The organism is Agrobacterium bohemicum (assembly GCF_001562555.1).
Taxonomy (GTDB): Bacteria; Pseudomonadota; Alphaproteobacteria; order Rhizobiales; family Rhizobiaceae; genus Agrobacterium; species Agrobacterium bohemicum.
Map to the genome: position 1 here is coordinate 307,696 of NZ_KQ961023.1, position 20,328 is coordinate 328,023.

The window sequence follows — 20,328 nt, forward strand, 5'->3', positions numbered from 1 at the left end:
CTTTTGGAAAGAAAACGCACGAAGTCCGATCAAGTGCCAGAGATGAGTTTCCGTCGCGAAAAAATCGCTTCGGCATGCCCTCCACGTTTGGCGAGAATAGTTAAATTTCTCTTTAATTTCCTAACATTGCGCAAACAAGTTTTCGTCACGATGATAGCAAAACACAACAGATCCAGGCTTTCCAGCCACGTTACCCAAAAGCCACGCGTTCCGACTTTCGAGCGATACCGACAAAGCTTTGAAACTGGCGGTAAATGTTGAGGTCCGCCATACGACAGGCTTTCCATGATTGCGCTATCGCTTTATATGTCTGCGCGCGCAAGACTGGCGGATAAGCGGTCTTGGCGCTGGACCGCACAGGAGAGGCAGGACTGATGACAGCGACACGCACCGAAACCGACACATTTGGCCCAATCGACGTTGCAAGCGATCGCTACTGGGGCGCACAGGCACAGCGCTCACTTGGCAACTTCAAGATTGGCTGGGAAAAGCAGCCTGCCTCTGTCGTTCGTGCACTCGGCATCGTAAAGCAGGCCGCTGCTCGCACCAATATGGCGCTGGGCGGGCTGGATCCACAACTCGGCGAGACCATCATCAAGGCCGCGCAGGAGGTTATCGACGGCAAGTTGGACGATCACTTCCCGCTCGTTGTCTGGCAGACCGGCTCTGGCACCCAGTCAAACATGAACGCAAACGAAGTCATCTCCAACCGGGCCATTGAGATGCTCGGCGGCGAGATGGGTTCCAAGAAGCCGGTTCACCCGAACGACCACGTCAATATGAGCCAGTCGTCCAACGACACCTACCCGACCGCCATGCACATTGCGTGTGCGGAGCAGATCGTTCACCACCTGCTGCCGAGCCTCAAACACCTGCATGCGGCGCTGGACGCCAAGGCCAAGAGCTTCGCCCATATCATCAAGATCGGCCGCACCCATACCCAGGATGCGACACCCCTGACGCTCGGCCAGGAGTTTTCCGGCTATGCAGCTCAGGTTGCATCTGCGATCAGGCGCATCGAACTCACATTGCCAGGCCTTTATGAATTGGCACAGGGCGGCACTGCAGTTGGCACCGGCCTTAACGCACCGGTTGGCTTTGCCGAACAGGTGGCCGAGGAAATAGCCAAGATCACCGGCCTTTCCTTCGTTACCGCGCCAAACAAATTCGAAGCGTTGGCAGCTCACGACGCAATGGTGTTTTCGCATGGCGCGATCAACGCGGCAGCCGCAGCACTTTTCAAAATCGGAAATGACATTCGTTTCCTCGGCTCCGGCCCACGCGCTGGCCTGGGTGAACTGGCACTTCCTGAAAATGAACCTGGCTCGTCCATTATGCCGGGCAAGGTCAACCCCACGCAGTCTGAAGCCTTGACGCAGGTCTGCGCGCATATTTTTGGAAATCAGGCAGCGATCACCTTTGCAGGTTCGCAGGGTCACTTTGAACTCAATGTCTACAATCCGATGATGGCCTACAACTTCCTTCAGTCGGTTCAGCTTCTCGGCGACGCTGCGGTGTCCTTCACCGATAATTGCGTGGTCGGCATCGAAGCCCGCGAAGACAACATCAAGAAGGGTGTCGAAAACTCGTTGATGCTGGTTACGGCTCTCAACGGCAAACTGGGCTACGACGCCTGCGCGAAGATCGCCAAGACCGCCCACAAGAACGGTACGACACTTCGCGAAGAAGCAGTCGGCGGCGGATATCTTTCGAACGAGGAGTTCGACCAATATGTCCGTCCGGAAAATATGATCGGGCCTAAATAAAAGCGAAAAGTCAGAAACGGCCATTCAAGCCGTTTCTGACTCCCCATAAGATGCCGGACACATTTCAAAACATTCAGGAATTTTACATCGCTATAAGAAATTACCTCTATAAACTCACCTTTAAAATGATATGGGAATTTACCCCTTTTTTTTAGGCGATTCTAATTATAAAAATAAGTGTCCGAGAACGGATTGGGGTGATTATTGGTGTATCTGACCTCGTGAGTAATACTGACTTTCGTAAACTAAGATTTCTAAAAGAAATTTAGCTAAACGCACGATAAGATACTGAACGTATTTCCGGGAGTGACTTGATGAGCAAAGCATCAACGCCGAAGGCACCTGATGTTGCCGCGCAAATTCTATTTGCCATGCGCAATATGGGTGTTGTTCCCATTCCGCGAAACTACAACCTTTTCTATGAAGCGTATATCGGTTCCAATCCTGCATTGACGCGGGAACTGGCGGCGCTGGGCACCCGGGCGACACAGGAGGAGTTGGACGATCTCGGCTCACGCTATTTCGACCACACGCATGGCCAACTCATCGAGGCCGCCAGAGACAAGCTAAATTCCGAGTTGAGTGCACTTCTGGTCGTCTTGCAGCACGAACAGACGTGCCTTGAAAATTACAATCGCATTCTGGATGAAACCCGCGCAGGGATCGCAGACAAAAATCAGTCCAGTGCGCATTTGCTGCGGACAGCCATATCTATGCTGGTGGAAGCCACCGGTGACAAGATGACGGAAAATGAGACGACCTTCAAAAGCGTAGATCGTCACGCGGAAGAAATGCAGCAGGTTCGTCTCGAGCTCGATGAATACAAGCGTATCGCCAACACCGATTCATTGACACGTCTCGCCAATCGTCGAGCCTTTGATGACAAGCTGGCGTCTATGTACGACACAACGATGGGCCTTCAATTTTCCGCGCTCGTGCTGCTGGATGTCGACAATTTCAAGCGGATAAACGACACGTTTGGACATCCCGTAGGAGATAAAATTCTGGCAAGCGTCGCCTCCGTTATAAGGGGCAATATCCGAAATGATGGTTTCGTTGCACGCAGTGGCGGCGAAGAGTTTGCCGTTATTCTGGAAGGTAACAGCCAGGAGGAAGTTCAGGCCGTCTGCGAGCGTATTCGAACCGCTCTGGAAAAAACGCCGTTCCGAAACTCCAAGTCCGGCATCGACTACGGCCAGGTGACCATATCCATTGGTTGCTCAATGGCTTCGCAAGCTCAAAACCCTGGCGAGCTTTATGCTCGTGCCGACACTGCTCTCTATTATGCCAAGGAAACCGGCCGCAATCGCACTGTGTTCTTCGAAGAAGGAATGCAGAAAAACTATAGTGGCAAGAGCTGGCTTATCTACAAGCAGTGAGCCAACGTCACTTACTACTTACCACATGGTCTTGGCTGCTTTTTCCGGCCATTCCCGATCATAGGTATCCTTGTCGAAATCCGCTTTGGCAGCTTTCATCAGCGTACCCGGCGTCGGCAGAGATGCTGGATCGACAAAGTTTTCCGCATTCCAGAGTTCGGAGCGAATAAGCGCGCGGGCGCACTGGAAATAGACTTCATCGATCGTCACGACCGTGACCGTGCGCGGATGTTTTCCATCCATCTCGAAACTGTCGAGCAGTGCTGGATCTATCGAAACAACCGCTGTGCCATTGACGCGCATCGTCGTGTTGGAGCCGGGAACGAGGAACATTAGCGCGACGCGCGGATCACGGACGATGTTCAACAGCGAATCGATCCGATTATTGCCACGCCAGTCAGGCAGCAGCACCGTTTTGTCATCCTGAACCCTGACGACCCCACCCTTGTCACCACGCGGTGAGCAATCCATACCTTCAGGGCCGACCGTTGCCAGAGCCATGAATGGCGATGCTTCGATCATTAGCCTGTACTCGGCGGTCAGTGCTGGCGTGACCTTAACGAAAGAAGGTTCGGCGACGATGCCGTAAATCGCCTTCAAATCTTCCACAGAGTGAATGATGGTCATTATGCTTCCCTTTCTCTATCGGCTAGCTTGAAAAGCATTCATGCAACAACGATGTGACGACGGCACTAGTTTTGCTGTTCCGCCTCCTGCCTTGCTTCGCGTTCAGCACGCTCACGGGCCGTGCGTGCAGCGACGATGTCGGCAGGCTGAGCATTGCCGCGAATGAGAGAACGTCCGGCATAAACACCGCCCACGACCTCAAGCGCGAAACGCTCCTTGTCGACATCACGGAATTCTTCGACGAGCCGTTCAGCGATATCCGTCTCCTCACCGATTTCGGTCAGCACTTTTTCGCTGAAGTTCAAGGCGGATTCGTATGTTTCGCGGATCTGGTAATCAACACCGGCTTTCAGCAGATCAAGTGCATGACCTCGGTCAAAGGCACGTGCCAGCACCGGCACCAGCGGGAATTCATGCTTGACGATTTCAGCAATGCGAACCGCCGCTTCCTTGTCATCGACGCAAATCAACACCGCGCGGGCAGAGCCTGCGCCGGCGGCATGCAATATCTCGGAGCGAGACCCATCACCGTAGTAGACCTTGAAGCCGAAGCCAGCGGCGTCGCGCACGAAATCCGCATCCTTATCAACCAGGGACAAGGTGTAACCCCGTGCCAGAAGCGGCTGGCTGACGATCTGGCCGAAACGACCAAAACCAATCATCAAGATGCTGCCATCGACATTTTCCGGCAAATCCAGATCGTCGGTGTTGGGAGCTTTCTTCGGCACGATGCGATCGTGAGCGATCACCATCAACGGCGTGAGGATCATTGAAATAATAATCGTCGCAGTCAACACGGCATTGGCTTCAGCATCGAGAATGCCCGCAGCGACAGCTGCGGAATAGAGCACGAAAGCAAATTCGCCGCCCTGCGCCATCAGAACCGCACGCTCGATGCTTTCGCGCTGGCACGTCCCCAGCACACGCGCCACGCCGTAAATCAGCAACGCCTTGATGAGCATGTAAGCGACTACGCTCATCAACACCAACTGCCAGTTCGCAGCAATCACCGTAAGATCGATGGCCATGCCGACGCCAAGGAAGAAAAGACCAAGCAGAATTCCACGAAAAGGTTCGATGTCGGCTTCCAGTTGATGACGGAAGGAGGATTCTGACAACAGAACACCTGCCAGAAACGCGCCCATGGCCATCGAGAGTCCGCTGACCTGCATGAGCAGCGCCGATCCGAGAACCACTAGCAAGGCCGCCGCCGTCATGACCTCCCGCGCACCAGAGGCGGCCAGCAAGCGGAAGAAGGGATTGAGCAGATACCGGCCCGCAACAATCAACGCGACGATGGCGGCAAGCGCGATACCGATGGAGATCAGCCGTTCGTTCAGCGTTACCGCCTCTCCGCCCGCACCTAAAAACGCAACCAGCACCAGCAGAGGCACGATGGCCAGATCTTCAAATAGAAGAATGGCGACAATCCGCTGACCTTTGAGCGTCGACATGCTGTTCCGCTCCTGCAACATCTGCATCACGATGGCGGTGGATGTCAGCACGAAACCCGTGCCCGCTACAAAAGACGGGATGAGCGGGAAACCGAGCGCGAGGCCAATCAGCGTTAAACCCACCATGCAGGTCAAAACCTGCAAGGCGCCAAGCCCGAAAATATCCTTACGCATGGACCACAGGCGCGAAGGCTGCATTTCGAGGCCGATGATAAAGAGGAACATCACCACGCCAAGTTCGGCAATGTGAATGATGGCTTGCGGATCGGAGAATGCACCAAAACCGAAGGGGCCGATGACCAGACCGGCGGCGAGATATCCCAGCACCGAGCCCAGCCCTATACGTTTGAAGATCGGGGCCGCGATGACGCCTGCCGCCAACAGGACGACAACTTGCGCCAGATCATTTGCATTTCCCTCGACCGCCAAGTGTCACCCCCGTAACGTCATGAAATATTGTCTTCTGCTACCGGATTTTACGGTCCCGGCTCAAGCCTTTTTCGGCCAGTTCCTGCTCATAGGCACTGAACAGAGTGTCACCCTTCTGCCCCAGCTCGAACAGATATCGCCATGTGAAAATTCCACTGTCGTGACCATCATCGAAGGCGATGCGCACAGCGTAATTTCCTGTCGCGACAACGGAGCGGATCGTTACGTCCCGTTTGCCAGGAACAGTTATCTTCTGGCCAGGCCCGTGCCCCTGCACCTCTGCCGAGGGAGACAAGACACGCAGCATCTCAGCCGGCAGATCGAACGACTGCCCGTTGTCGAATTCTACGACAAGATGCTGGCGATCTTTGGAGACCCACAATTCGGTTGGCCAGGGTTCATTCATCTCTTCATTTCCAAACCGTGATATATCCCGCACACTTACGACCTTGTCTGCACTGCGGCAAGGCATTACATGGTAAACACGGACAGCAGACACAGCGTCGAGTGTGACGGAGATTTCAGGTTGAACAGCTTTCTCGGGGCGCTCCAGCCAGCGACATCCTTGAACGAACGCACGAGCCCGATGGTTGACCCCTTCGGACGCGCTGTTACCTACCTGCGCGTTTCCGTCACTGACCGCTGCGACTTCCGCTGCACCTATTGCATGTCAGAGCACATGACCTTCCTGCCGAAGAAAGACCTTCTGACGCTCGAAGAGCTTAACCGACTGTGTTCCGCCTTCATCGCCAAAGGCGTTCGCCGTATCAGATTGACTGGCGGCGAGCCGCTGGTGCGCAAGAACATCATGCATCTGGTGCGAGACCTCGGTCGCCAGATCGATGCCGGGATGCTGGACGAGTTGACGCTGACCACCAATGGTTCGCAACTCGCGACCCACGCAGCCGAACTCTACGATTGCGGCGTGCGTCGTATCAATGTGTCCCTGGACACGTTGGACCCTGATAAATTCCGCCAAATCACCCGATGGGGGGATTTCTCCAAGGTTATGAACGGGATCGATGCGGCTCTTGCCGCTGGCATCAAGATCAAGCTCAATGCCGTGGCACTTAAGGATTTCAATGAACACGAAATCCCGAACCTAATGCGTTTCGCCCATGCTCGAGGCATGGACCTGACTGTCATCGAAACCATGCCGATGGGTGAGATCGAAGAAGATCGGACAGATCGCTACTTGCCGCTGTCGCAGGTTCGCGCGTCGCTTGAGGAGCAGTTCACCCTCAGCGATATCGCCTATCAGACGGGCGGCCCGGCGCGCTATGTCGAGGTCAAAGAGACCTCGGGACGGCTCGGGTTCATCACGCCGATGACACATAATTTTTGCGAAAGCTGCAACCGTGTTCGCCTGACATGCACCGGCACGCTGTACATGTGCCTCGGCCAGGACGATGCCGCCGATCTGCGCACTGCGCTTCGCGCATCCGACGACAATGCACTGCTCTCCCAAGCCATCGATGACGCCATTCTTCGCAAGCCCAAGGGCCATGATTTCATCATTGACCGCACCCACAAACGCCCCGCCGTCGCCCGCCACATGAGCGTTACTGGCGGCTGACGCTTTTCCATTCTGTCTTCTATAATAATTCGATTGAATTCAAATCCCCACCATGTCACCACCTCATATTAGAGGAGTGGGCGGAGTCGTCATATGTGCACCGCATGATGGCGTCTTTGTTTTGTATCTGGGATTGGAATGATGGCATTGACGGACAATACTCGCGGCGCGTTGCTCATGGCGCTCGCGATGGCATCGTTCACGATCAACGACGCATTCACCAAATCCGTCACACCTTATATCAACACCGGCCAGATCCTCTTCGTTCGCGGCATCATTACCTGTGTTCTGGTGTATTTTATCGCCCGCCACATGGGAGCATTGCGTCCTATCAAGACATTGCTACGGCCCATCATCGTGTTGCGGTGCCTGTGCGAAGTCTCGGCCTCCATTCTTTATCTCAAAACGCTGGCAATGATGGGCTTTGCCAACGTTTCCGCCATCATGCAATCGCTACCGCTGGCGGTGACATTGGGTGCAGCTCTATTCCTGAACGAGAAAGTCGGCTGGCGTCGGTGGACGGCCATTTTGGTCGGCTTTATTGGGGTTTTGATTATTCTCAGACCCGGCCCGGATGGTTTTACCTTCGGTGCATTGCTGGTGGTCGGCGCTGTCTTCGTGACAGCTGGACGCGACCTCCTCACGCGTCGCATGTATACGGATATACCGTCCTTGACTGTGACGATGACGACGTCCTTCGTCAACACCATGTTCGGCGCTGCGCTCATCGCACCCTTCGGCGGCTGGCAACCGATGGACGGATACGTCTGGTCACACCTATTTGCTTCGGCCGTGCTGGTCGTGATCGGGTATCAGGCCGTCATTCTTTCCATGCGCAACGGAGACATCGCGTTTGTCGCACCGTTTCGCTACACCAGCATGATCTGGGCCTTTTCGATCGGCTATTTCGTGTTCGGCGAGAGCCTGAATTCCTGGATTTTACTCGGCACGGCCATTATCGTCGCCTCGGGTCTTTATACATTCTATCGCGAGAGCAGACGACGCCAGCCGCCGATTGCCAAAACGTCCACGAGAATACAATGAGCGCTGCCCTCATCCTGAACAGATCGACGCCGCCGCATGTCGTCACCCTCGTTCTTATCGCGGGCGTTGCAGCGCTGTGTATGAACATTTTTCTGCCATCGCTTGCCGCCATGGCGGTGTATTTCGAGACAGATTACGCGGTCATGCAGTTTGCGGTATCCGGCTATCTGGCAACGACGGCGCTGTTGCAGCTCATCATCGGCCCGCTGTCCGATCTTTTCGGTCGTCGGCCCGTGTTGCTGGCAGGCTTTGCCTTGATGGTCGTCGCCACCCTCATCTGTGCATTGGCGCCCAACATAACCGTCTTCATGTTAGGGCGGATGTTGCAGGCGGTCGTTGCATCCGGTTTCGTGCTGGCACGCGCCATCGTCAGAGATATGGTTCCTGCAAACCAGGCCGCATCGATGATCGGTTACGTCACCATGGGCATGTCCGTGGTTCCCATGGTCGGCCCGACGATCGGTGGCTTTCTCAACGATTTCGCTGGCTGGCAGGCCAGCTTTGTGCTCGTCGCCTTTTGCGGCGCTGCCATGCTGATTCTCATTTTCTTCGATCTAGGGGAAACCAACCGCCAAAAATCCGCAAGTTTTTCGGCCCAGTTCCAAGCATGGCCGCAATTGCTGCGATCGACACGCTTCTGGGGATACGCGCTGACCTCCACATTCTCATCCGGTCTGTTCTTCTCCTTTCTGGGCGGCGCTCCTTTTGTGGGAAGCGTGCTCTATGGCTTGACACCGGCGACGCTCGGCATGCAATTTTTCTTCATGGCCAGCGGCTATATGTTCGGCAACTTCCTTTCGGGTCGTTACGCGCAGCACGTTGGCATTTCCAGAATGATGCTGGCCGGTAACGGCATTGCGGCGATGGGCATCATCGGTGCCATCGCCCTGCCCTATCTCGGACTGAGCAGCCATTACGAATTCTTTCTCCCACTGGCGCTCATCGGCATCGGAAACGGCGTGACATTGCCCAGCGCCAATGCGGGTATGGTCAACGTCCAGCCTCATCTGGCCGGTTCGGCCTCTGGCCTCGGCGGTGCGCTGACGATTGGCGGCGGGGCCGGTCTGGCGGTGCTTGCCTCCTCGCTCTTGTCGAAGGAAGCGGGTACAACGCCACTGCTGCTGGTCATGTTGCTGAACGCAATCCTCGCCCTTGCTGCAAGCATTTATACCGGCGGGCAGGAACGTCGCCATAACCAACAGCAAAGCGGGACGTGATGATCGTGTCTGACATTCCCGGCCTTATCCTGGCCGGTGGCCTTTCCCGACGTATGGGAACGAACAAGGTGCTGAGCCCACTCGGAGGCAAACCTCTGATGTCTCACGTCATAGACCGTGTTACGCCGCAGGTAACGACGCTGGCCTTGAACGCCTCCGAGAGCTGGGCGGACACCTTTGGGCTGCCACTCGTGCCTGACACAAAGGCGGGTCATGCCGGTCCCCTTGCGGGCATTCTCGCCGGTATGCGCCATTTCGAACGCCATGCGCCGCAAGCGACACATTTTTTGACAGTCCCGGCAGACAGCCCTTTTTTTCCGGCGGATCTGGCAGCGCGCCTTATCGACCATATCACCGGCGAAAACGCCATCGTCATCGCCGCATCGACTGGGCAGGTGCATCCAGTATTCGGGCTGTGGCCGATTGCAATTGCAGATGACCTGGAGGCCTGGCTTGGGGATGACCGAAACCGCCGTATCCGCAGTTTTCTGGCGCGTCACCCGACGATCGGCGTTTCGTTTCCGCCCATCGAAAGCCTGACGACCTCCATCGATCCTTTTTTCAACATCAATACGCCCGACGAGCTTGTGACCGCGGAAACCTTCTTCAAGAGCATGAGTGCATGACCCAGAAAGTATTCGGTATTTCCGGCTGGAAAAACTCCGGCAAGACAGGGCTTGCCGTTCGCATCGTCACAGAGCTGACGGCGCGCGGCTACCGCGTCTCTACCATCAAACACGCGCACCACGACTTCGATATCGACAAGGTCGGAGCGGATAGCTGGCGCCACCGCAATGCGGGCGCTCATGAAGTCACCATCGTATCGGGTACGCGCTTTGCCATCATGCACGAACTTCGTGGCGCGTCTGAGCCTTCATTCGAAGACATTCTCGCACGCATCGCGCCGTGTGATCTGGTGTTGATCGAAGGGTACAAATACGAACCAGTTCCAAAAATTGAAGCGCGCAGGCGGGATGCAGCGAAGACCGAACCGCTTGCACCCAGCGATCCGCATATCATAGCGATTGCCGCCGATCATGCCGTTCCCGGCACCACGCTTCCGGTATTCGATCTGGATGACACGACCAGCATCGCAGACTTCATCGAAAATACCGTGGGCTTGAGCAGGCCTGAAACATAAAAAAGCCGGGCGTTAACCCGGCTTTTTCTTACCCCTTGAAACGCAATACCTATTCAAGGAAAGAGGATGGGTTCACCGGTGTCGCATCCTTGCGGACTTCAAAGTGAACCTGTGGACGCTTGGCGCTGCCCGTCATGCCGGATGTCGCAACGGTCTGGCCGCGTTGAACCTTCTGTCCACGCTGAACCTCGAGATTTGCGGCGTTGCCGTAGACCGTGACCCGACCGTCATCGTGGCGGATGAGAACGGTGTTGCCGAGCTGCTTCAGACCGTTACCGGAATAGATGACGACGCCGTTTTCAGCGGCCTTGATCGGTGTACCCTCTGGCACGGAGATGTTGATGCCATCATTGCGGCTACCATCGACATTTTCACCAAAACCGGAGATCACAGCACCACGAACAGGCCAGCGGTATTTGCCGATACCGGTGGATTCCGGCGCGATGGAAGCCATATCAGACTTCTTCTCGACGTCGCTGACGCTTGCTTCGGCAGTTGGTGCCTTTGGCACTTCAGCCTTGGCAACGACTGGCGTCTCAACAGGCTTGGATGCGGCCGGTGCCTGATGCTGAACAGACGCCGTTTTGATACCGTCAGTGCCAGCGCCGGGAATTTTCAATGTCTGGCCGATGCGTACGCTTCCGTCGGTGATGCCGTTAGCAGCCTTCAGGTCAGCAACAGAAACGCCGTTTGCACGGGCGATCTTTGCAAGGCTGTCGCCTGACTGAACCTTGTAGCCACCTGTTGGCGGAAGCGGCTTGCCGCCTGGAGGTGTCAACTTTCCGGTTTCTGCCGAAGCCTTGTCACGAGCCGCGCTCTGAGATGGGAGAACGGCAACGTTCTGCTCGTGACCGCGTGTTGGTGCCGGGCCGTTGTTGTTCTTGCTCAGGTCGATATTGTCAGATGCAGCACGGGCAGCGTTGCGGGACTGACCGAACTTCGGAATGATGATCGAGCGGCCGGGCGCAGCAGCTGAAGCGCTGGAGAGACCATTTGCCTCAAGCAGTGCCTTTTCAGGGACGCCGTAACGCTTGGACAGCGTTGCAATCGTTTCGCCGGACTTCAGCGTTACGGACGACGCACCATCCGTGTGCCAGCCGGCCTGCTGTTTGATGGAGCCAGTCGAAAGCGTGTCTGCGCGGTCCGAGTTAGCCGGACGAGCAGCAGCCATGGATGGCGCAGAATTGCCTGTAGCCGACGGGAATGGCTGCTGCATCGCCTCGCGGCGCGTGGCTGGCTCGCGGCTGGACGAAGGCGACGGAGCGGCAAGCTCGGAGCGCTGGACTGGCGAAGAAGACGATGCTGCACGGGCCGAAGAAGGCTGTACCGAACCGTAACCACCGCCGTTGTTTTGCGGGTAAGGCTGGTTCATCGCGGTGTTCCGGTTTGCATAGCCGCCCTGCGGCGCTGCGTTGCCGTAACCACCGCTGCTCACATCACCTTGCGGGACCGGAGACTGCCCGTAAGCGCCTCCAGCATTGCGGGCTGGAATGGATGCCGTTGTCATTTGGTCAGGCCCACTGGAAAAGAGCCCGCCAAATCGCGTTGCATCGGAGCTGCACCCCGTTGCGACGCTTGCCAGCAATGCCGCTGCGAACATCTTTGCGATTGATTTTCCGATTTTAGGCGAATTACTCATACGCATGACTCGATCTACACTGACGCCAACCACCGCATCGGGATCGATCCGGCTGAAACTACACTCTGCAAGGCCCCTCTCCCTTGACGGGAAAACCATGCGTTGATGGAGATGATTAAAGCGCGTTAGTGTTACCACGCCGTTAAAACGTTAAGGCGTTCACGTGTTTTTTGACACTTCGATAACCATGAAGAGGCGGAAAAAGACGGAATTTTCGTGATTTTTTACAGAAAAATCTTTTTAAATCAATGATTTGATAAAAATCGTCATCCGCTCCCGAAAATGGAACGAATTTTCATTTCGCTACAAATAGCGAGCAATATGCGTTTCGATGGGCAGATAGGGCGTTTCGAAAAGCTCTTCCTGCTCAAACCGGCTGCCGGTCTTGGAAAAGCGGGTCATGACACAGCGACCGTCTTCCAGAATGATCGGTGCAATCATCATTCCGCCGGATACGATCTGCTCAGTGAAAAACCGTGGCATGGCGGTGAATGCAGCCGTGGAAACGATTCGATCGAATGTCCCCTCACCCACCAATCCGTTAGCGCCATCGGCCTGCCGAATGACCACGTTGCGAATGCCCAGATCGTCCATCCGATTCTGCGCCAGTTCCACCAGTGTCTTGTAGCGGTCGATGGAAACCACCCGCTCCGAGCGGCGACCGAGGATAGCTGTCATGAAACCGCTGCCGGTGCCGATTTCCAGCACACGTTGACCAGGCTTGACCTGTAGCCGCGCGACCGTTTTCACCACCATGTCGGCGCTTTCCATGAAGGCACCGCAGTCAATCGGGATGGTGCGGCTGGAATAGGCTTCCGCTGCAAACTGTGCTGGCACGAATTGCGAGCGCGGACACTGTTCAACGGCAGTCAAAAGGTCGATATCGGAGATACCTTCGGCTCTCAGCCGCAAGACCAGGGCTGCGAACCCCTCTTTCTCGACCATGACGGATTTCAAGCGCTCGCTCCCAGTCCAAGCGCTTTCGCCACGCGATCTTTCACCGTGTAGTCGGTAAGGTCAAGCTTCAGTGGCGTTACCGAAATCTGGCCATCCTTGACGGCGTGAATATCGGTGCCTTCCAGGAACGTACCCAGTCGTTCGCCAAAACGCAGCCAGTAATAGGGTAGCCCGCGACCGTCCTGACGCTGCTCCACAGTCATGCCGAAATCCAGCTTCCCCTGCCCCGTGACACTGACGCCCTTGACATCTGCGGGTACGCAATTGGGGAAGTTCAGGTTGAGGAACGTTTCGTTTGGAAGATCGACATCGATCAGTTTGCGAATGAGGTCTGGCGCATAGGTTTCCGCCACTTCCCACGGCACAACGCGTTCTGCATGGCCGGTGTAAGCAAACGCCTGACTGAGGGCAAAGGACCGAACGCCCTGTAATGTTCCTTCGATAGCGCCGGCAATGGTGCCGGAATAGGTTACGTCATCGGCCATGTTCGCGCCGGAATTGACGCCTGATAAAATGAGGTCAGGTTTGCCCGGCAGCACTTCGCGAACGCCCATAATGACACAGTCGGTCGGCGTGCCACGCAGCGCAAAATGCTTATCGGAAATCTTGCGCAGGCGAAGCGGTTCGGACAGCGTCAGAGAATGCGCCAGTCCGCTCTGGTCCGTCTCAGGGGCGACGATCCAAACGTCGTCGGAGATCGTGCGGGCGATGCGCTCCAGCACCGCCAGCCCTTCGGCATGAATGCCATCGTCATTGGTCAACATAATCCGCACGACATTCTCCTCCCCGGCGTACTCAGGCTGCCTTTTCAATACGTGTCAAACCGCCCATGTATGGCAGCAACACGTCGGGAATCGTCACCGAACCGTCCTCGTTCAGGTAGTTTTCCAGAACTGCGATCAGGCAGCGACCCACCGCCGTGCCAGAACCGTTGAGTGTGTGGACGAACCTTGTCGCCTTCTCCCCCTTAGCCCTATAACGCGCATCCATACGCCGTCCCTGGAAATCCCCACACACCGAGCAGGAAGAGATTTCGCGGTAGGTGTCCTGTCCGGGCAGCCAGACTTCGAGATCGTATGTCTTGCGCGCACCAAAGCCCATGTCGCCGCCGCACAGCGTCATGGTGCGGAAATGCAGGCCGAGACGCTTCAGCACCTCTTCGGCACAGGCCGTCATGCGCTCATGCTCTTCAACGGCGCTTTCAGCATCAGTGATCGACACGAGTTCACACTTCCAGAACTGATGCTGGCGCAACATGCCGCGCGTATCGCGACCGGCCGAACCGGCCTCCGAGCGGAAGGACGGCGTCAGCGCGGTGAAGCGCAGCGGTAGTTTTTCCTGCTCCAGAATTTCACCGGAAACGAGATTGGTCAGCGTGACCTCGGCGGTTGGGATAAGCCAGTAGCCATCCGTCGTTCTGAACAGGTCCTCGGCAAACTTCGGCAGTTGCCCCGTGCCATACATAGCTTCATCGCGCACCATGAGCGGCGAAGACACTTCCGTATAACCATGTTCCGACGTGTGCAGGTCGATCATGAACTGACCGAGGGCACGCTCCAGCCGGGCGATCTGGCTCGTCAGCACAGTAAAGCGCGAACCGGACAGTTTGGCCGCACGATCGAAATCCATGTAACCAAGCGCTTCGCCGATTTCGTAATGTTCCTTGGCTGGATGATTCCACCCGGGCTTCTGGCCAACCACGCGGGCAACGATATTGTCGTGCTCATCCTTGCCCTGCGGTACGTCATCGAAGGGAAGGTTCGGAATGCGCGACAGTGCGTCGGTAAGTTCGGCGCTGACCTGGCGATCCTCTTCTTCCAATCGTGGCATGCTGTCCTTGATGTCAGCGACTTCAGCCTTCAGCTTTTCCGCAAGCTCGGTGTTCTTCTGCGCCATGGCAGCACCGATTTCCTTGGAGGCCGCGTTGCGGCGCGATTGCATTTCCTGCAGGGTCTGAATCACGGACCGACGCTTCTCATCCAGCGCAATCAGCATAGCGGACTGCGGCTCTGCATTGCGGCGAGCAAGGCCTGCATCGAAAGCTTCAGGGTTTTCGCGTATCCATTTAATGTCGTGCATCGTGGTTCCAGACCGTAATTTGCATCATGTTTTAAAAAACAAAACGCCGGGACGAAGGGCCCGGCGTCTGAAGAAGATCCTGGCGGAAACCGTCAGTCGTCACTGGAATCTTCAAGCTCACGGCCTGCATTTTCCTCAGCGCGCTTCTTCTCCACGAGTCGAGCCAAATGTATGGAAATCTCGTAGAGAATGATTGCGGGCAACGCAAGACCGATCTGGGACATCGGGTCAGGTGGCGTTAGCACGGCCGCAACAACGAAAGCCGCGACGATGGCAAATTTCCGCTTTTCCTTAAGCCACTGGCTCGTCAACAAGCCCACACGTGCCAGAAGCGTGGTGATCACAGGTAGCTGGAAAACAAGACCAAAGGACAGAACCAGGGTCATAATGAGGCTGAGATATTCCGAGACCTTTGGCATCAACGAAATTGCAACTTCGCCGTCTTCAGGCAATTGCTGCATGGCAAGGAAGAACCACATGACCATGGGCGTGAAGAAGAAGTAGACAAGCGCGCCGCCCAGAAGAAACAACAGCGGAGAAGCAATCAGAAACGGCAGGAACGCCGCACGCTCATTCTTGTAAAGACCCGGCGCCACGAATTTGTAGAGCTGGGAGGCGATAACCGGAAAGGAAATCACAAGCGCACCGAACATGGCGACCTTGATCTGCGTGAAAAAGAATTCCTGTGGCGCGGTATAGATGAGCGACGACTTGGCAACGTCCAATCCGGCCCAGATCACCGCCCATTTGTAAGGAATGACCAGCAGATTGAACAGATGCTTTGCCACAGCGAAGCACCCCAGAAATGCGACGAAAAACGCGCCGATTGACCAGATCAGTCGGGTGCGCAACTCCATGAGGTGTACGATAAGCGGCTGCGGCTTATCATCAGTATCGGCGCTCATGCTTCACCCTTTTTGACCTTGGCCAATTTTGCTGTTTTGGCAGGTGCCGCTGTCGCCGTCTTTTCCGTGGTGGTCTTGCTCACCATAGCCTTGGCCTTTGCGATCACAGGCTTTCCAGCAGCAACGGTGGCTTTGGCAGCCTTGACCTTTGCGGACTTCGCGGCGACCTCGGTCAAAACAGACGGCTCACTAGAAGACGGTGCCACCGGTTTCGGACTGGCAGATGTTGTCGCCTTGGCGGAAACCGTCTTCGGTGCCCGTTTCGGCTTTACGGCGACCGTCTCCGCCTCAATTTCCTGAACGGACTTTTCTGCCGTTGGCTTACGAGGCCGCTTCGGTTTTTCAGTAGGTACCACGGTAGCAACTGGCGCAGTGGACGCGGCTGCCATTTCAACGGGCGCGGGTGCCATGATCGGCGGCCCATCCGGCAGCTTCATTTCCGGTTCGCTCAAGTTGACCGCAGGTGCCCCGACAGGTGCACTCGTCGCTGGAGAACTGGTTGACGTCACACCATTAAGATCGGAACGGATTTCATTGCCCAGTTCCCGAAGCGGGTTCATTGCATTGCGCAAGGAATTCGTCGGGTTGAGATTGCGAACGTCTGAAATCGTCTGGCGTACATCGTCCATGTCGGCCTCTTTCAAGGCCTCATCGAACTGCGAACGGAAATCACCCGCCATTTTGCGCAAACCGGCCATCGTCTTGCCAAAAGCGCGGATCATTGGCGGCAAGTCCTTGGGGCCCACGACCACGATCAGCACGATCGCAATAACGAGCAACTCGCTCCAGCCGATATCTAACATTACAATGCTCCTGACACGCGCGATAGTGCGGCCCGATTAGGCCGCGCCGCAAGATCAATTACTTGATCTCGTCAGCCTTATGGTCGACCGTCTTGGAATGCACAGTCGTGGTATCGGGGGTTGCCGGAGGAGGCGTCTGGTCTTCGTCAGCCATGCCCTTTTTGAAGCTCTTTATGCCCTTCGCAACGTCGCCCATGAGTTCGGGGATTTTGCCTCGACCGAACAGAACCAGCACGATGACCAGAACGATCAGCCAATGCCACACACTAAAAGAACCCATAACGCAAACTCCCTGAATTTTGCCTTGAACCGATGTAGGACGTTTGCAAAGCTTTTTCAAACACCAAATGGCTAGTCAACAAACGAAGAGAAACTATACGCCTACCCACGACACCGAATGCTGGCAACTCTTCGTGATCATCCCAGGCGTGACGCACCGTTACCGTTCGGGCTCGTCTCCGCTTGGAGCCAGAAGCCCCAGTTCTTCGAGGTCGAGTTGCGTGATCGGATCCTCGTCCTCGGTCAACTCGTCGCTCATGGATGGCAGAGGAATCCCAAAATTGGATGGGATGCGTCCAGAGAGCAATCCTGCCCCCTTCAACTCATCCAGCCCGGGTAAATCACGCAATTCCTCCAATCCAAAATGGTCGAGAAAATCGACGGTTGTTCCCATCGTTACCGGTCTGCCGGGTGTTCGGCGGCGTCCCCGAAAACGAACCCAACCGGCTTCCATCAGCACATCCAGCGTGCCGCGCGATGTTTGAACACCGCGGATTTCCTCGATTTCCGCTCGCGTCACCGGCTGGTGATAGGCAATGATGGCCAACACCTCCAGCGCCGCACGTGACAGTTTCTTAGGCTCTTTCTCATCAGTACGAATAACGAAGGAAAGATCGCTGGCGGTTCTAAAGGCCCAATTACCGCCAACCTGTATGAGATTTACGCCCCGATCCTGGTACAGAAGCTTGAGGTTTGCCATGAGAGCGGACACATCGACACCCTTGGGCAGACGCTCCGCTAAGAAAGCTTCGGATACGGGTTGGGCAGACGCAAACACCAGCGCCTCGGCAACGCGCTGGGCCTCATTCACCTGCCGCTCTGTGACCGTGGGTTCGGCCCCTACCCCATCTGTCGAAACGAGTTCGTCATCAATATCCAACTCACTCGACATCCTGTATCCTTTCGCCAGTATTGACGTCTCTGCCCATGCCCTTGCGCATGAAAAGCGGCTGGAACGCTCCGTCCTGACGGATTTCCAGAGACCCGTCTCTAACCAGTTCCAGTGACGCTGCAAAGGCGCTTGCCATCGCCGTGGCGCGCATGGCGGGATCAGCGACATATTGCAACAGATAGCGATCCAGAGCCGTCCATTCGCCGATATCGCCGAGCATCGACGTTAGCAATTCGCGCGCATCCACCAGCGACCAAACCTGACGTTTTTCAATCGTTACCTGCGTGATCGCCTGACGTTGGCGAAGAGAGGCGTAGGCGCTGAGCAGGTCGTAAAGGCTCGCCTCGAATGAAGACCGGCTTTTGTGTGGAATATGTTCAGGCGCACCCCGTGCGAAGATATCGCGACCCAGATGGTGGCGGTTCACCAGTCGTTCTGCCGCATCGCGCATAGCCTCAAGGCGCTTCAGACGGAACGCCAGCGTTGCCGCCATCTCCTCGCCGCTTGGACCATCATCCTTGCTTTGCTGCGGAATGAGCAGCTTGGATTTGAGGAAAGCGAGCCACGCCGCCATAACCAGATAGTCGGCAGCAAGCTCGATGCGCACACGCCGTGCCTGCTCGACGAAGATCAAATACTGCTCCGCCAGTGCCAGAACGGAAATGCGGGATAGATCGACCTTTTGCGTACGCGCAAGATGCAACAGGAGATCAAGCGGACCTTCGAAGCCCGCTACATCGATCATCAATGCCGCTTCGCCAGTGGCGCGCTCTGGTTTGATGTCTTCCCAGAGCTTTTCCATCGGCGCGCTGCCACGCGATTTGTCTATCGCCATTCTTCATCCACCGGGCAACCCATTATCAGGACGCCGGGCCGGGAAGCTATCAGGCAACCGTCAGCATGGCGTTGAACTCTTCTCTCAGCGCGGCCTCATCTGCGCCATCGGCCACCGGAAAACCGGCTTCGACAGCGGCAGCACGTTCAAGAGCACGACCAGAAAGAACGGGAACCTCTTTCACGACCTGAAGCATTTCACTCATCACACCATTGCAATGCAAGACTATATCGCAGCCACCAGCAACAATATTGGCAGCCCGCTCGCCAAGCGTACCCTGAAGCGCGTTCATGGAGCTATCGTCTGAGATCAGCAGCCCGTCGAAACCGATCATGCCACGGATAATTTCGTTTATCACCTTGGGCGATGTGGTGGCGGGCCGTTCGGGATCGATGGCCGTGAAAACCAGATGTGCACTCATCGCCATCAGTTCCCTGCTCAAGGCACGGAACGGCACAAAGTCATGCGCCTCAAGCTCAGCCAGCGGCACATCAACCACCGGCAACTCATGGTGCGAATCGACAAGGCCCCTGCCGTGGCCGGGAATGTGCTTCATGACAGGCAACATGCCGCCTGCCTTCAACCCGTCCGCCGCCGCCTGCCCCATCGCTGACACCAATGCGGGGTCGAAACCGTAAGCGCGGTTGCCGATAACGTTGCTGGCACCCTCCACGGGCACGTCCAGAACCGGCAGGCAGTCTACATTGATGCCGAGTCTCATCAGGTCGAACGCATGAAGGCGCGACATCAACCATGCCGCCCGCAAGCCTTGGTCCTTGTCACGCAGGTAGATTTCACCCAGCGCCTGCGCATTCGGGTAGGATTGCAACAAAGGTGAGCGGATGCGCTGAACACGCCCGCCTTCCTGGTCGATCAGAACAGGCGCATCAGGCCTGCCGACAGAATCACGCATCGAAGCGACGAGGTCTGTGATCTGTTTGATGTCACCGATGTTTCGCCCGAACAGGATGAATCCCCAAGGACGCTCTGCCTTGTACAGGGCGATTTCATCTTCCGTCAGGGTAAGGCCGCTGCAGCCAAGGATCATAGCTTTGGATTCGGTCATGGGTTAGTCCTACTTGGGATGAGGTTGGGCGGGGGGGCCGGGATCGATAACGGCCCCGGAGCAAGACCTCTCCCTCTCCACCGTCATCCTCGGGCTTGACCCGAGGATCCAACGAACCACGACGTCCAATGTGGGTAAATCCTCGGGTCAAGCCCGAGGATGACGTCGCAGGTGGGGAACGAAGCGGATTACTTGAAATCCTGCCATCAATAAAGCCGGGACAGCAATACCATCCCGGCT

General features: G+C 56.2%; 20 protein-coding genes. 7 read left to right on the forward strand and 13 right to left on the reverse strand.

Annotation, left to right across the window (positions count from 1 at the left end; genetic code table 11):
• Nucleotides 1-374: 374 nt before the first annotated feature.
• Both fumC and ATO67_RS01480 read left to right on the forward strand, forming a co-directional pair.
• Nucleotides 375-1,766 carry a class II fumarate hydratase gene (gene fumC / locus ATO67_RS01475; RefSeq protein WP_067643298.1) on the forward strand — a complete coding sequence of 464 codons (1,392 nt, stop codon included), beginning with the start codon at nucleotides 375-377 and terminating at the stop codon, nucleotides 1,764-1,766.
• Between the two features lie 314 nt (nucleotides 1,767-2,080).
• Nucleotides 2,081-3,145 (forward strand): GGDEF domain-containing protein, encoded by a 1,065-nt coding sequence (locus tag ATO67_RS01480; RefSeq protein ID WP_067643300.1) that lies wholly within the window; start codon nucleotides 2,081-2,083, stop codon nucleotides 3,143-3,145.
• A gap of 18 nt (nucleotides 3,146-3,163) precedes the next feature.
• Here the strand turns inward: ATO67_RS01480 and ATO67_RS01485 are convergent, their stop codons facing one another.
• The 3 genes from ATO67_RS01485 to ATO67_RS01495 form a co-directional block, all read right to left on the reverse strand.
• Complete coding sequence (locus tag ATO67_RS01485; protein ID WP_067643303.1) at nucleotides 3,164-3,772, reverse strand: pyridoxamine 5'-phosphate oxidase family protein; 609 nt, start codon at nucleotides 3,770-3,772, stop codon at nucleotides 3,164-3,166.
• Nucleotides 3,773-3,837: 65 nt separating this feature from the next.
• A complete protein-coding gene (locus ATO67_RS01490; protein WP_067643306.1) occupies nucleotides 3,838-5,655 on the reverse strand; it encodes a monovalent cation:proton antiporter-2 (CPA2) family protein in 1,818 nt (605 codons plus the stop codon).
• 37 nt (nucleotides 5,656-5,692) lie between these two features.
• Entirely contained in the window at nucleotides 5,693-6,061 is a 369-nt protein-coding gene (locus tag ATO67_RS01495) for a gamma-butyrobetaine hydroxylase family protein (RefSeq protein WP_067643309.1), read from the reverse strand.
• Between the two features lie 180 nt (nucleotides 6,062-6,241).
• Here ATO67_RS01495 and moaA point away from each other — a divergent pair, with 180 nt between their 5' ends.
• The 5 genes from moaA (at nucleotide 6,242) to mobB (ending at nucleotide 10,633) form a co-directional block, all read left to right on the forward strand.
• A complete protein-coding gene (gene moaA, locus ATO67_RS01500) occupies nucleotides 6,242-7,231 on the forward strand; it encodes a GTP 3',8-cyclase MoaA (RefSeq protein WP_245303785.1) in 990 nt (329 codons plus the stop codon).
• A gap of 141 nt (nucleotides 7,232-7,372) precedes the next feature.
• Nucleotides 7,373-8,275 carry a DMT family transporter gene (locus ATO67_RS01505; protein ID WP_067644203.1) on the forward strand — a complete coding sequence of 301 codons (903 nt, stop codon included), beginning with the start codon at nucleotides 7,373-7,375 and terminating at the stop codon, nucleotides 8,273-8,275.
• Nucleotides 8,272-9,492: a multidrug effflux MFS transporter gene (locus ATO67_RS01510; protein ID WP_067643315.1), complete on the forward strand. Its 1,221-nt coding sequence runs from the start codon at nucleotides 8,272-8,274 to the stop codon at nucleotides 9,490-9,492. Before ATO67_RS01505 ends, ATO67_RS01510 begins: the two co-directional genes overlap by 4 nt.
• On the forward strand, nucleotides 9,492-10,118 hold the full coding sequence (gene mobA / locus ATO67_RS01515) for a molybdenum cofactor guanylyltransferase MobA (protein WP_067643318.1): 627 nt from the start codon (nucleotides 9,492-9,494) through the stop codon (nucleotides 10,116-10,118). Before ATO67_RS01510 ends, mobA begins: the two co-directional genes overlap by 1 nt.
• Nucleotides 10,115-10,633 (forward strand): molybdopterin-guanine dinucleotide biosynthesis protein B, encoded by a 519-nt coding sequence (gene mobB, locus ATO67_RS01520; RefSeq protein WP_067643321.1) that lies wholly within the window; start codon nucleotides 10,115-10,117, stop codon nucleotides 10,631-10,633. Before mobA ends, mobB begins: the two co-directional genes overlap by 4 nt.
• A gap of 49 nt (nucleotides 10,634-10,682) precedes the next feature.
• On the opposite strand, the gene ATO67_RS01525 is transcribed toward mobB, so the two are convergent.
• From ATO67_RS01525 to nagZ, 10 genes are all read right to left on the reverse strand, one after another.
• The gene (locus ATO67_RS01525) at nucleotides 10,683-12,233 is read right to left on the reverse strand and encodes a peptidoglycan DD-metalloendopeptidase family protein (protein ID WP_067643322.1); all 1,551 of its coding nucleotides are present in this window, start codon (nucleotides 12,231-12,233) and stop codon (nucleotides 10,683-10,685) included.
• Between the two features lie 342 nt (nucleotides 12,234-12,575).
• On the reverse strand, nucleotides 12,576-13,217 hold the full coding sequence (locus ATO67_RS01530; RefSeq protein ID WP_082760111.1) for a protein-L-isoaspartate(D-aspartate) O-methyltransferase: 642 nt from the start codon (nucleotides 13,215-13,217) through the stop codon (nucleotides 12,576-12,578).
• Between the two features lie 8 nt (nucleotides 13,218-13,225).
• Nucleotides 13,226-14,002: a 5'/3'-nucleotidase SurE gene (gene surE / locus ATO67_RS01535; RefSeq protein ID WP_067643329.1), complete on the reverse strand. Its 777-nt coding sequence runs from the start codon at nucleotides 14,000-14,002 to the stop codon at nucleotides 13,226-13,228.
• Between the two features lie 22 nt (nucleotides 14,003-14,024).
• Complete coding sequence (serS, locus tag ATO67_RS01540; protein ID WP_067643332.1) at nucleotides 14,025-15,308, reverse strand: serine--tRNA ligase; 1,284 nt, start codon at nucleotides 15,306-15,308, stop codon at nucleotides 14,025-14,027.
• 92 nt (nucleotides 15,309-15,400) lie between these two features.
• The gene (tatC, locus tag ATO67_RS01545; protein WP_067643335.1) at nucleotides 15,401-16,213 is read right to left on the reverse strand and encodes a twin-arginine translocase subunit TatC; all 813 of its coding nucleotides are present in this window, start codon (nucleotides 16,211-16,213) and stop codon (nucleotides 15,401-15,403) included.
• On the reverse strand, nucleotides 16,210-17,016 hold the full coding sequence (gene tatB / locus ATO67_RS01550) for a Sec-independent protein translocase protein TatB (protein ID WP_067643338.1): 807 nt from the start codon (nucleotides 17,014-17,016) through the stop codon (nucleotides 16,210-16,212). The genes tatC and tatB overlap by 4 nt, the downstream gene beginning before the upstream one ends.
• Nucleotides 17,017-17,074: 58 nt before the next feature.
• Nucleotides 17,075-17,296, reverse strand: a complete 222-nt coding sequence (locus ATO67_RS01555) for a twin-arginine translocase TatA/TatE family subunit (RefSeq protein WP_067643340.1) — start codon at nucleotides 17,294-17,296, stop codon at nucleotides 17,075-17,077.
• 159 nt (nucleotides 17,297-17,455) lie between these two features.
• Nucleotides 17,456-18,187, reverse strand: coding sequence for an SMC-Scp complex subunit ScpB (scpB, locus tag ATO67_RS01560; protein ID WP_067643343.1), 732 nt, complete (start codon nucleotides 18,185-18,187; stop codon nucleotides 17,456-17,458).
• Nucleotides 18,177-19,022, reverse strand: a complete 846-nt coding sequence (locus ATO67_RS01565; RefSeq protein ID WP_067643345.1) for a segregation and condensation protein A — start codon at nucleotides 19,020-19,022, stop codon at nucleotides 18,177-18,179. Before ATO67_RS01565 ends, scpB begins: the two co-directional genes overlap by 11 nt.
• A gap of 49 nt (nucleotides 19,023-19,071) precedes the next feature.
• On the reverse strand, nucleotides 19,072-20,088 hold the full coding sequence (nagZ, locus tag ATO67_RS01570; protein WP_067643348.1) for a beta-N-acetylhexosaminidase: 1,017 nt from the start codon (nucleotides 20,086-20,088) through the stop codon (nucleotides 19,072-19,074).
• Nucleotides 20,089-20,328: the final 240 nt, after the last annotated feature.